Below are 12,012 nucleotides of genomic sequence, written 5' to 3'. Positions count from 1 at the left end.
AATCAGGCGGCAGGAAGCCCCGCATAGGTTACGCCAGTCAGTTCCTCACTGGCCGCCCAGAGTTTCGCAGCAACATCCTCGTCGAGGACCGACGGAGCGGGAGCTACCAGTGCGGGATTTCCTCGGGTCTCGCCTCGCCCATCCGGGCCGTAGTAGTCGCCACCATGCACCTGCGGGCCGGTTGCAGCCAGAAGGATGGGCTTCGCACCGTCCACATCCGATTGGCCCATGATCCGGAAGAATCCGCCCATCAGATCCAGCACGGCCGCTCCGCGCATCCCGGCCGTCAGGTTGGTCATCGACAGTCCCGGATGGGCGGCAGCGGCAATCAGCGGCCAACCGGCTGCCCGTACCCGACGATCGAGCTCCACGGTGAACATAAGGTTCGCGAGCTTGCTCTGGTTGTACGCCTTCCAGGGGCGGTACCGGGCATCGGCATTCAGGTCGGCAAAATCGATACGTCCGCGCTTGTGGGCCAAGGAGGACACCGTCACCACCCGCGCGGACGGGGACTGCCGTAGCGCCTCCAGCAGCAGGCCTGTCAGCGCGAAGTGCCCCAGGTGGTTGATGCCGAACTGCTGCTCAAAACCGTCAACCGTACGTTTCAACGGGGTGGCCATCACGCCGGCATTGTTGACCAAAAGATCCAGCGGACCGGTCCAGTCGCGGCTGAAGGAGCGTACCGACTCCAGGCTTCCCAGATCGAGCTGCCGCAGCGTCAGCGACGTGCTGCCGGACGCATCGCGTGCCCGCTCCAGGGCCGCTGCACCGCGTTCCTCGCTGCGGCAGGCCAAAACGACCGACGCCCCGCGTCTGGCCAGGCCGATAACGGTCTGCAGACCCAGCCCGCTGTTGGCGCCGGTCACGACGGCGGTCAGGCCGTCCAGGCGATCGTTTGCGGAGGTGTCAGTGGTAGAGCGATTCACCAGGGGCGCCTTTCTCGTCGTACCGTGTTACAGCCAGTGTTTCAGACCGGCACCGATCATCGCTCATCGACATCCGCCAGGAGCTCTCGGAATGAATCGATCAGTCACGGCTCGCCTCACCGCCCATACCCGGGCCAATACCTCGATGGCCTTTTCCGTTGCGGTGGCGCGGAACTCCGGGTACTCGGCTGTGGATGAGGTCCTTCAGCTCACGGCCAACGACAAACCGGTAGCGCCAATCCCCGTTCATGACAGCCATGGCGGAATCCTCCACACACTCACCCTCGAGCAGCCGTCAGTGCTGGAACTGTTCTACAGGGCCGAGGTACGGGGCTCCGCAACCGCACCCGAGAAGGACGACGCCGACCTCATCCGGTATGTCCGTCCCAGCCGTTACTGTGAATCGGACCGGTTGTTACCGACGTCGTACGCTCTGTTCGGAAGCCTGCAGGGCGGTGAGCTGCTGTCCGCAGTGCGCGCTTGGGTGAGCGGCAACATCAGCTACGTCTCCGGATCATCCAGGCCCACCGACGGCGCCACGGAGACGCTGCTTGACCGCCGGGGAGTCTGCCGCGACTACGCCCATCTGGTGATCGCACTGCTGCGTGCCAAGGACGTCCCCGCACGGCTGGTGTCGGTTTACGCGCCGGGTCTGACTCCGATGGACTTCCACGCAGTGGTTGAGGCGTGGGTGGACGGAGCGTGGCATGTCGTCGACGCAACCGGGCTCGCTCCGCGGACCAACCTGCTGCGCATCGCAACCGGGCGGGACGCCTCGGACACCGCGTTTCTCTCCACGGTCGGAGGGAGCCTCACCCTGGACACGCTGCAGGTCACCGCTGTGGCAGACACCCTGCACGACGACGACGGCACCTCACCGGTCCAGCTCGGCTAGCGTAGCTAGCCAGCCAAACCAGCCGGACGGAAGCCAGCGAAGTGGAACGGAAGCCGGCGAAGCGGAACGGAAGCCGGCGAAGCGGAAAAGCGAGACGAAAAGCGGCCGTCAGTCCGGCCGGTGAGCGCCGTCGTCGTGCTCCAGGCCCGCCCGAAGTTTCGTGGTCAGAGTCAACAGCTGTTCCATCTCTTCCTCGTCCAGGAGGGGACCGAGCAGGGCGTGGATGCCGCGCACGTGCGCCGAGCCGATCTCGCGCTGCAGGCGGCGGCCTTCGTCTGTGAGTGACAGCAGCACACCGCGCTGATCATCCGGCGCCTGCCTGCGCTGGACGAGGCCCTTATGCTCAAGGCGCTCAGCCATCCGGCTCAGGCTCGGCTGGCTGATCAAAAGATGACTGTTCAGCTCGTTGAGCCGTGTCCAGCCGGTGGGACAGCGGCTGAGGTTGAAGAGGACGTCGTACTCTCCGATGGCGAGCGTCTGGAAGGACGGATCCCGCCGGAGCCTGCGCATCACCGCGACCTGCGCCCGGAAGAGGGACTCCCAGGCGTCGGCAGTGAGGCGCAGCGGTGTTGCTGGAGACTCAGGCATGGGCAGACACCGCAGCCAGCCGGTTCTCGAACGTCGGGGGAGCGGGTATCGAGGCGGGCGTGCGCTTCGCGAATTCCTTGCGCAGTGTGGGCAGCACATCGGAGCCGAACAGGTCGAGCTGCTCCAGGACCGTCTTCAGTGGAAGCCCCGCGTGGTCCACGAGGAAGAGTTGGCGCTGGTAGTCCCCGAAGAACTCCCGGAAGGAAAGTGTCTTGTCGATCAGCTCCTGCGGACTACCGACGGTCAGGGGTGTCTGCGAGGTGAAGTCCTCCAGTGATGGTCCGTGCCCGTAGACCGGCGCGTTGTCGAAGTAGGGGCGGAAATCGTTGACGGCGTCCTGGGACTTGGGGCGGATGAAGAACTGTCCGCCGAGCCCGACAATCGCCTGCTCGGGTGTGCCGTGGCCGTAATGTGCGTACCGCTCGCGGTAGAGCGAGATGAGCTGCTGGTAGTGCTCCTTCGGCCAGAAGATGTTGTTGGCGAAGTAGCCGTCGCCGTAGTAAGCGGCGATCTCGGCCACCTGCGGCGTGCGGATGGTGCCGTGCCAGACGAACGGCGCAACGCCGTCGAGCGGCCGTGGCGTGGAAGTGAAGTTATGCAGCGGGGTGCGGTGCTTGCCCTCCCAGGTGACCACGTCCTCGTCCCACAGCCGGCGCAGCAGGTGGTAGTTCTCAACGGTGAGGTCGACGCTGTCCTGCGGACTCTTGCCGAACCAGGGGTAGACGGGAGCCGTGTTTCCCCGACCCAGGATGAGGTCCACCCGGCCGTCGGCGAGGTGCTGCAGCATGGCGTAGTCTTCGGCGATCTTGACCGGGTCATTGGTGGTGATCAATGTGGTTGAGGTCGAGAGGATGATCCGCGAGGTCTGCGCCGCCACGTAGCCGAGCATGGTGGTGGGGGAGCTGGGAACAAACGGGCGGTTGTGGTGCTCGCCGGTCGCGAAAACATCCATGCCAACGTCTTCGGCATGCTTGGCGATGGTCACCATGGCCTTGATGCGCTCGTGTTCGCTCGGTGCTTTGCCGGTGGTGGGATCAACCGTTACGTCGCCGACGCTGAAGATACCGATCTGCATGGGATTCCTCCTCCTAGAAGTACATGCATTTGCATCTACTGTACTCCGTAACCACTCCTGCCGCGCATTTGTTCCCTGTCCGGGTTTGGTCGCGGCGCACGTCTGATGCGCCGCAGCGGCATCTTCGTCATCACCACCCCAAGGACTACGAGGACTCCTCCGGCCGGCTGATTCCAGCTGAAGCTTTCATCCAGCACCAACACGCCGGCAATCACGCCGACCACCGGAGTGAGATAAGTGACTGACGCGGCGCTGGTGGCACCCCACCCCGCCACGATCTCCGTATTCCAGATGTAGGCGAGGCCCGTACTCAATGCTCCCAGCGCTATCACCGACAGCACCACCGGTGGAGTTAGGGTCATCGGCTGCAGCGCAGTGAAGGGAGCAAGCACAAGCGCGACGACTGCGCCCAATCCGACCTGCACGAACGCCACTGACGCAGCCGGCAGGCCGAGCGGGCTGATGAACCGGCGAATCCAGACGAATCCGATGCCATAACAGGCAGTGGCGCCAAGGCACATGAGCTGCCCGGCAAGTGATTCGTCGTTCCCCGTCTGCGCTCCCACCGGTAATCCGACCACCACCAGCACTCCAAGGAAGCCAACCGCCAGCCCGGCTCCGGCCCTGCGCGAAAGCCGTTCGCCAGGCAGCGCGAGGATTGCCACCAGCGCGGTGAGCAGCGGCGTCGTCGCGTTGTAAATGCTGGCAAGGCCGGACGGGATCGAGGTCTCCGCCGCCGCAAACAGCGTGAACGGGACGACGCACAGGAACAGGCCGACCACGAGGAGATGACCCCAGACCCTTGCACCCCGCGGCAGCGGTACCCGGCCCGCCGACACCACCAGCCCCAGCGTGATAGCGCCGATCAGTACCCTGCCGAGCACCACCTGGCTGGGCGAGAGCCCTTCGAGCGCCACCTTGATAAAGAGGAAACTGCAGCCCCATGCAAGGGCGAGCACGGCAAACCGCAGCACAAGGCTGGCACCGGACGGGGGATTCATGCTTCGACTCTAGCGCTGCAGGGCCAGCTCCGACTCGCGGGTTTCGGTCATCACGTTCCGCCGCTCCCGCCGGCCTTCGACCAGCCGGTAGAGCACCGGAACCAGCACCAGGGTCAGCAGGGTCGAGGAGACAAGACCACCAACGACGACGACGGCAAGCGGTTGGGAGATGAACCCGCCTTCTCCGGTCAGGCCGAGGGCCATCGGGGTCAGGGCGAAGACCGTCGCCAGAGCTGTCATGAGGATGGGACGAAGACGTTGCCTGGCACCGCGGGTCACTGCGTCGGCAACGCTGAGCCCGGGAGAACCGTTCTGCGGCCGCCGGTACTGGTTGATCAGGTCGATGAGGACGATCGCATTCGTGACAACGATGCCGACCAGCATCAGCATGCCAATCAGTGAGGGCAGCCCCAGCGGGATGCCCGTGAGAACGAGCAGGGCAATCGCACCGGTAGCCGCGAAGGGAACCGAGACGAGGAGGATGAGCGGCTGGATCAGGCTCTTGAACGTTGCCACCATGATGACGTACACGATGGCCACCGCCGCCCAGAGCGCTAGGAAGAGCTGGCCGAAGGAATCCGCCTGCTGTTCGGACGCGCCGCCCAGTGTGGCGGTCGCCCCGGCAGGCAGCGTCACGGCGTCCAGGCGCTCGGTGACGGACGCCGTCAGGGCGCCCAGATTGTCCTGGGACGGCGTGATGGACACCTGCGCTGTCCGTTCGCCGTTTGAACTGGTGATCGTCAGCGGAACCTGCACCTCTTCAACCGTGGCGACATCCGTCAGCGGAATCGGCCCGGCCGGGGTCGGCAACGAAAGGTCGCGGAGTTGCTCCAGGCTGGTGATCTCGGTTCCCTCACCGATGAGGATGGGGTAGTCGGTGGCTTCAAGCCGGACGGTGCCTCCCGGAACGGCGCTGATATTGCCGCCCAGCAGCGCGCCGATCTGGCCCTCAGTCAATCCGGCGCTCACCGCCGCCGTCCGGTCCACGCTCACCTGGATCTGCGGCTGGGCGGCAGCCAGGTTGGACGTCACATCGCGTGCTCCCGGTACCCCCTGCATGGCGGCGACGACGGCGTCGCTTGCCTCAGCGAGCAGGTCGGGTTCCGGGGCAGTGATATTGATGTCCACCGTGCTCGACGTCCCCAATCCGCCCTGCTGGCTGGAAAGCGAGATCTCGCCCGCTCCCTCGAGCTCGTTGAGCGCGGAACGGACCTCGTTCTGCAGCTGCTGCTGGTCAGCGTCTTCCTCGGTGGTCACCGTGAACTGTGCGGTGGAAGCACCGGCCGAAAAGCGGGCGCCCACTGCCCCTGCTGCGTTTCCGACCGTGACCTGCACATCACGGATCTCCTCGAAACCGGCAAGGGCTTCCTCCACGCGGCCCGCTTCGGCAACAGTGTTTTCGAGACTGGATCCCGGCTGCTGGCGCTGGGTGATGCTGAAATTGTTCTGTCCGGTATTGCCGAGGAGGTTGGTCTGCATGAACGGCACCAGCGCCACGGTTCCTGCAAGCACGAGCGCTCCGGCCACGACGGTCCACACCGGATGGTGCTGGGTTACCCGGAGTACAGGAAGGTATCCCCGTTGGAGCCAGGACCGCTGCTCCTTTTCCTCAGCCCGGTGCCGTTGCTCCGCCGCGGCCGCCGCCGGATCTGCCTGATCGGTTGCGACCGGCGTCCGCGGCAGGAACCAGTAGGCCAGCACCGGGACGATCGTCAGCGATACAGCCAGGGACGCCAGCAGCGCAATCGTGACGGTCAGCGCAAACGGCCGGAACAGCTCACCTGCCAGATCGCCCACAAAGGCGATCGGGGCAAAGACCGCCACCGTGGTCAGGGTGGAAGCGGTGATGGCTCCGGCAACTTCGCGGATGGCGGTCAGGATCGCGGAGCGTTTGTCCTCGCCGTAACCGAGGTGTCGCTTGATGTTCTCAATCACCACGATCGAGTCATCGACGACCCGGCCGATCGCAATCGTCAGAGCACCGAGCGTCAGGATGTTGAGGGAGTAGCCGGTGGCCCACAAGCCGATGAAAGTGATCAGCAGCGACAACGGAATGGACACCGCGGTCACCAGCGTGGAACGCGCTGAGAGGAGGAAGACCAGAATAACGACGACGGCGAAGCCCAGTCCCAGCAAACCCTCGGTTGTGAGGTCTGCAATGGAACGCTCGATGAAGGGCGCCTGGTCGAAAATCACGGTGATGTCGGCGCCGTCGCCCAGTTCAGCCTCAAGCTCGGGGATCAGTGCCGTCACGGCGTTGGAAAGGGTCACTGTATCTGCGGACGGGACCTTCGTCACGGTGAGCGCCAGTGTTTCGATGCCGTTGGTGCGCGTGATGGAAGTGGCGTCGTCGTCGGCTATTGAGACCTCGGCAACCTGGCCAATCGTTGCCGGTCCGGGTGTGCCGGGACCCGGGGACGTCTCCGGCGGCAGGATGGGAAGGGCGCGGATGTCGTCCAGTGACTGGACGGGACTGCCAGCCTGAATGGTCAGCGACCGTTCGCCCTCTTCAAGGGTACCGATGGGGAAAAGCTCCCCGTTGTTTTCGAGGACGTCGATGATGTCGCCCACGGCAAGCCCCTGCGCCGCAAGATCTTCCTCCCGGGGCAGGATGGAGATGTGCTGTTCAGCGCCGCCGGTGATCTCGGCGCTGCGGACACCCTCCACCTTCTGAAGCTGCGGCACCGTGAGCCGGGTCAGTTCCTCGCCCAACTCACTGAGGGTGCGGTCTGAAGACACGGCCATGAAGACAACGGGGAGGTCGTTGATGCTTCCGGCCAGCGACTGCGGCTCAACGTCCTCGGGCAGAACAGGGCGTACCGTCGAGATGGCACGGTCAACCTGCCCGCGGGCGCGGTCCAGGTCCGTGCCGTACGCGAACATCAGGCTGACTGTAGAAACGCCGCTCCGCGAGGTGGCCGAGGATGATTCAAGGCCTTCGACACCGCTGAGGGCGCTTTCCAGCGGTTCACTGACCTGCTTATCCAGGTACTCTGGGCCGGCCCCGGGCAGCGAGGAAACCACAGTGATCTGCGGAAACTCCAGCGAGGGAATGAGCTCCTGCTTCAAGGATCCCATGGCGATCACGCCGAACACCGCCGCGCAGACGGTGATGAGGGCGATCAGTGCGCGGTTACCCAGGGAGAGCTGCGCCAAACGGAACATCGGTTCTGCCTTCTGCGGGCATCCAGTCCTGGCGGCACCGCGGTCTAGTTGAGTCCCAGGACCCTGTCAGTCATTGACTGGATGTCGTCCGCAAGCGACTCATTCTCGTTGAGCCTCGTGCCGTAGCCGGGAATCATTTCCTTCAGTTTGGGCTCCCAGTCAGCCAACTGGCCGGGGAAGCATCGCCGCATGAGTTCGAGCATGATCGGCGCCGCAGTCGACGCCCCTGGAGATGCTCCCAGGAGCGCGCCGACAGTGCCGTCAGCCGAAGTGATGATCTCCGTGCCGAACTGCAGAACGCCGCCCTTTCCGGGTGCCTTCTTGATGACCTGTACACGCTGACCGGCGCTGATCAGTTCCCACCGGTTGCCGTCCGCTGCCGGCAGGAACTCATTGAGGTACTCGTTCTTCGCTTCACGCTTCTTGAGCACCTCGCTGATGAGGTACCTGGTGAGCGGAATATTGTCCTTGCCCACCGCGAGCATGGGCAGGAGATTGGATGGACGGATCGACGTGGGCAGGTCAAGGAGGGACCCGCGCTTCAGGAACTTGGTGGAGAAACCGGCGTAGGGACCGAACAACAGCGAGCGCTCGCCGTTGACGTAGCGGGTGTCGAGGTGCGGCACCGACATGGGCGGTGCGCCCACCGACGCCTGCCCGTACACCTTGGCGTCATGCCGGCTCACGGTCTTCGGGTTGGTGCAGCGCAGGAACTGCCCGGAGACCGGGAACCCGGCAAAGCCCCGGCCTTCGGGGATACCGCTCTTCTGCAGCAGATGCAGCGCACCGCCACCGGCTCCGATGAAGACGAAGCGCGTGTTCACCGTGTGCTCCTGACCGGTTGCACGGTTGCGGACAGTGACATCCCAGCGGTTCTGCGACGTCTTCGAAAGGTTGGTGACGTCATGGCCGTAGCGCAGGTCGACGTCATTCTCGCCGAGATAGCTCGTCAAGCCTCGGGTGAGTGAGCCGAAATCGACGTCCGTTCCGCCGGCTACCCTCGATGCGGCGACGGGCTGCCCGGCGCTGCGGCCCTCCATGATGAGCGGAGTCCACTCTGCAATGGCGGAGTGGTCGGTGGCGAACTCGATGGACTTGAAGAGCGGTTGCGTGCGGAGTGACTCATAGCGGCGACGGAGATACTCCACATTCGGTTCGCCCCAAACGAAGCTCATGTGCGGAACAGCATTGATGAAACCGCCCGGATCGCCGAGGTGGCCGTTCGAGACCATATGCGCCCAGAACTGCCTGGAGACCTGGAACTGTTCATTGATGGCGATGGCTTTTGAGGGGTCTACAGAGCCGTCCTTGCCTGCCGGCGAGTAATTGAGCTCGCAGAGGGCAGCGTGGCCGGTGCCGGCGTTGTTCCAGGGGTCCGAGCTTTCGAGCCCCGCGCGGTCAAGCCGCTCGAACAGGGTGATACTCCAGTCCGGCTGCAGTTGCTTGAGGAACGCACCCAGGGTGGCGCTCATGATTCCGCCGCCAATAAGAACGACGTCAGTGTGGTTCGCGGGTTTTCCCGCCTGGCTGTCAGCAGTCACGATGGGTCTCCAATAGCAAGGGCGCTAGCCCTAGAAGCGTAGCCTCTGGCGGGAGGGTTCCCTAAATCGGAATGAGCCGCTGCGGCGTGATCCTCATCCCAGTACGCCGCCGGTCCATTTCCTTCGGCGAGGTGCCCGGTCAGTTCCCTGTCGAGGGAGCTGGCTGCTCAACATCAGCGAGGTCGATGTTGTTGAACACCTCATGCATCACCGGACTCACGGGGTAGCTCAGAACGCGCGGAGATACCACCGCTGCAGAGATAGGGAACGCGAGTGGGACGGCCGGGAGGTCCACGGCGATGCTTTCACTGATCTCCCGGTAGGCTGCCACACGCTCCTCGCCGCCCGGCAGGGTGACTGCCCTGGCGATCTTGCTGAAGAGCTGGTTGTCCCGGAAGGCAAACTCTTCGCTGTAGCTGCCGAACAGGGCGCCTACGAAATTGTCCGGATCCTGATAGCTTCCACTCCATCCGAGCAGGTGGAAGGCCCGGTTGTCGTCATTCTGGACGGTCTCGATGTAGCCGTCGGCCCACTCGGTCGGGACGGGCTGGATGGTGAACCCGGCAGCGGTGAGCTGACGGCTAAGCTCGGCGTACACCTTCTCCGGAGAGGAAAGGTAGGGACGGGAGACATTGCGGGGGTAATGGAAGGGGAGCGGCTCACCGTTGTACCCGGCCTCCTCCAGCAATTCGCGTGCGCGCTCGGGGTTGTACTCGTAATCGGTGATCTCTTCGCTGGTGACCCCCAGCTTCGGCGGAATGAACTGATTTGCCGGGCTGGTGCCGGCCAGGAAGCGGCCCTCGATGAGCGCATCCTTATCGATCGCGTGCGCCACCGCCTGCCTGAACAGCACGTCATCGACGCCGGGGAAATCCTGGTTCATCCCGAGGTACAGGATTGAATAGGGATCGCGTTGCAGAATCTGCTGGCCCTCCCGGGCCAGCTCGGCAGCGTTGTCCACGGTCACGAGGTCGTATCCGTCGATTTCCTCGCTCAGGAGCGCACGCAACCGCGCAGCCGTGTGCGGAATAGTGCGGAAAATCACTGTCTGGATCTCACCCGCAGTGCCCCAGTACCCCTCGAAAGCGCTCAAGGTCACTTCATCCTCAGTCCACTGCGTGAAGGTGAACGGACCGGTTCCCACCGGGCTCAGCGCGAATTCCGACAGTTTCCTGCCATTCCGTTCCACAGTCAGCTGGTTTGCGCCGAGCTCCTCGAGTGCTTTCGGCGACGCCATTCCGAAGGCCGGCAGCGCGAGGGCGGGAATGAATGACGTGAGTCGGCCGGTGAGCCGGATGAGCACCGTGTGTTCTCCGAGCGGCTGGCATGAATCGTAGACCGACTCCTCAGGCTCATCGGAGAAGGCCTTGAACACTGCCTTGAAGGCGATCGTGGCGTCCAACGCGCGGGTTTCGGGAGGCATCGTGTACCAGCGCTCGAAGTTCGCGCAGACGGCCGCCGCGTTGAACGGTTCGCCGTCGTGAAAGACAACGTCCTCGCGCAGTTCGAAGGCGTAGGCCCGGCCCTCGTCCCGTTCCTCCCATGACGTGGCCAGGAGCGGCGCCGGCTCGGACGTGAGGGGATCGATTCCGACAAGCCCCTCCAGCATCTGCCGCGTGATCCGGTAGGACTCAGTGTCGGCAACAAGCGCCGGGTCAAGACCCGTGGGCGACGCCGCAGTGCCGAACGCGAACGTTGCGGTGGTGGTGTCACCGATCGGAGCCGCAGGCTCAGTGGAGGTGGCGGGCGCCGTCGTCGTCGGTACGGGCGTGGCGGCGGTGCACGCGGTCAGGCCAAGCACTGCTGCTCCCGCCAGAGCACGCAGGAACGGCGCCGACAGCGTACGACGGCGGTGCGTTGGGCTGGTTGGCATGGTCTCCTCGGGGCACGCGTGCAGTAGGCAACCACTGCGAACGGAGCTTCCAGTCTAGGTCACGAGGCTGGATGGACACTGATCGCGGCCGACCGGAGGACACACATGACACACGAAAAACGGTGGGTATCCGCACCGAGATGCAGATACCCACCGTGTCCCTGATCCAGATTAGAGGAGTCGAATCAAGGAGTCTTTATCGGGCGATTCCTCGCCTGACTGCCGTGCCTGTTTCCCAGGGGGAATTACTCGCTCGGGGGCATCAGGATGGAGTCGATCAGGTACACCGTTGCGTTGGCGGTCTGAACGCCACCACAGATAACGGCTGCGCCTTCTTCACCGACGGTGATGGAGTCACCCTCGCCCTCGACCATCAGCTCAGCACCGTTGAGCGTGGTGTGGGTGCCGGCAACCTCATCGGGAGCCAGCTGGCCCTCGACAACGTGGTAGGTCAGGATGCCGGAAAGGAGGTCCGCGTCAGTCTGCAGTGCCTCGACGGTCTCGGCATCCAGTGCGGCGAACGCGTCGTCAACCGGCGCGAAGACTGTCAGGGCTTCTGCTCCGTTGAGGGTGTCAACCAGGTCGACATCCGGGTTCAGTTCGGCGGAGACTGCCGCGGTCAGCTGGGTGAGCAGCGGGTTGTTCGACGCGGCCGTCGCAACGGGATCCTGAGCCATGCCGGCCACTGAGCCGTCGCCATCGGGCACCTCGGCAGCGTAACCCTCGCAGCCCGGTCCAACGAGGTTAGCGGCGGGGTCCATGGCCTCGTCCGTCATTTCCTCGGTCATCTCGGGTGCAGCGGACTCCGTCATGGTCGATTCGGTGGTTTCCGTATCGCTGGTGGCTGCTTCGTCCCCACCGCCACATGCTGCCAGGCCGAACATGGCTACAGCTGCGACACCGAATACGGAGAGGTTCCTGCGCTTGAGAATTTCCATTTTCATTTCT

The 12,012-nt window shown here is 64.2% G+C and carries 9 protein-coding genes; 1 reads left to right on the top strand and 8 read right to left on the bottom strand.

Going from position 1 to position 12,012, the window contains the following annotated elements; all coding sequences use genetic code 11:
• Nucleotides 1-2: 2 nt before the first annotated feature.
• A complete protein-coding gene (locus JOD47_RS00730) occupies nucleotides 3-926 on the bottom strand; it encodes an oxidoreductase (RefSeq protein WP_307836158.1) in 924 nt (307 codons plus the stop codon).
• A gap of 91 nt (nucleotides 927-1,017) precedes the next feature.
• Between JOD47_RS00730 and JOD47_RS00725 the strand changes: the two genes are divergently transcribed.
• Nucleotides 1,018-1,821, top strand: coding sequence for a transglutaminase-like domain-containing protein (locus tag JOD47_RS00725; protein ID WP_204531076.1), 804 nt, complete (start codon nucleotides 1,018-1,020; stop codon nucleotides 1,819-1,821).
• A gap of 108 nt (nucleotides 1,822-1,929) precedes the next feature.
• On the opposite strand, the gene JOD47_RS00720 is transcribed toward JOD47_RS00725, so the two are convergent.
• The 7 genes from JOD47_RS00720 to JOD47_RS00690 all read right to left on the bottom strand — a co-directional run bounded on the left by JOD47_RS00720 (nucleotide 1,930) and on the right by JOD47_RS00690 (nucleotide 12,002).
• Nucleotides 1,930-2,409 carry a MarR family winged helix-turn-helix transcriptional regulator gene (locus JOD47_RS00720; protein WP_204531074.1) on the bottom strand — a complete coding sequence of 160 codons (480 nt, stop codon included), beginning with the start codon at nucleotides 2,407-2,409 and terminating at the stop codon, nucleotides 1,930-1,932.
• Nucleotides 2,402-3,484, bottom strand: a complete 1,083-nt coding sequence (locus tag JOD47_RS00715; RefSeq protein ID WP_204531072.1) for an LLM class flavin-dependent oxidoreductase — start codon at nucleotides 3,482-3,484, stop codon at nucleotides 2,402-2,404. The genes JOD47_RS00720 and JOD47_RS00715 overlap by 8 nt, the downstream gene beginning before the upstream one ends.
• A gap of 35 nt (nucleotides 3,485-3,519) precedes the next feature.
• Nucleotides 3,520-4,485, bottom strand: a complete 966-nt coding sequence (locus JOD47_RS00710) for a DMT family transporter (RefSeq protein ID WP_204531070.1) — start codon at nucleotides 4,483-4,485, stop codon at nucleotides 3,520-3,522.
• Between the two features lie 9 nt (nucleotides 4,486-4,494).
• A complete protein-coding gene (locus JOD47_RS00705) occupies nucleotides 4,495-7,650 on the bottom strand; it encodes an efflux RND transporter permease subunit (RefSeq protein WP_204531068.1) in 3,156 nt (1,051 codons plus the stop codon).
• Between the two features lie 44 nt (nucleotides 7,651-7,694).
• Nucleotides 7,695-9,191, bottom strand: a complete 1,497-nt coding sequence (locus JOD47_RS00700) for a malate:quinone oxidoreductase (protein ID WP_204531066.1) — start codon at nucleotides 9,189-9,191, stop codon at nucleotides 7,695-7,697.
• A 139-nt stretch (nucleotides 9,192-9,330) separates the two neighbouring features.
• The gene (locus JOD47_RS00695) at nucleotides 9,331-11,064 is read right to left on the bottom strand and encodes an ABC transporter substrate-binding protein (protein WP_204531064.1); all 1,734 of its coding nucleotides are present in this window, start codon (nucleotides 11,062-11,064) and stop codon (nucleotides 9,331-9,333) included.
• 245 nt (nucleotides 11,065-11,309) lie between these two features.
• The gene (locus JOD47_RS00690; protein ID WP_204531062.1) at nucleotides 11,310-12,002 is read right to left on the bottom strand and encodes a fasciclin domain-containing protein; all 693 of its coding nucleotides are present in this window, start codon (nucleotides 12,000-12,002) and stop codon (nucleotides 11,310-11,312) included.
• Nucleotides 12,003-12,012 lie beyond the last annotated feature (10 nt).

This window comes from Arthrobacter tumbae (genome assembly GCF_016907495.1).
Lineage (GTDB): Bacteria > Actinomycetota > Actinomycetes > Actinomycetales > Micrococcaceae > Arthrobacter_D > Arthrobacter_D tumbae.
The sequence above is the reverse complement of the archived record's forward strand: the minus strand, read 5'-3'. Positions and strand labels throughout refer to the sequence as shown.

Excerpts from the sequence above, each read along its gene's own strand:
- JOD47_RS00725 (WP_204531076.1), top strand. The coding sequence starts at position 1,018 with ATGAATCGATCAGTCACGGCTCGCCTCACCGCCCATACCCGGGCCAAT.
- JOD47_RS00720 (WP_204531074.1), bottom strand. The coding sequence starts at position 2,409 with ATGCCTGAGTCTCCAGCAACACCGCTGCGCCTCACTGCCGACGCCTGG.
- JOD47_RS00715 (WP_204531072.1), bottom strand. The coding sequence starts at position 3,484 with ATGCAGATCGGTATCTTCAGCGTCGGCGACGTAACGGTTGATCCCACC.
- JOD47_RS00710 (WP_204531070.1), bottom strand. The coding sequence starts at position 4,485 with ATGAATCCCCCGTCCGGTGCCAGCCTTGTGCTGCGGTTTGCCGTGCTC.
- JOD47_RS00705 (WP_204531068.1), bottom strand. The coding sequence starts at position 7,650 with ATGTTCCGTTTGGCGCAGCTCTCCCTGGGTAACCGCGCACTGATCGCC.
- JOD47_RS00695 (WP_204531064.1), bottom strand. The coding sequence starts at position 11,064 with ATGCCAACCAGCCCAACGCACCGCCGTCGTACGCTGTCGGCGCCGTTC.
- JOD47_RS00690 (WP_204531062.1), bottom strand. The coding sequence starts at position 12,002 with ATGGAAATTCTCAAGCGCAGGAACCTCTCCGTATTCGGTGTCGCAGCT.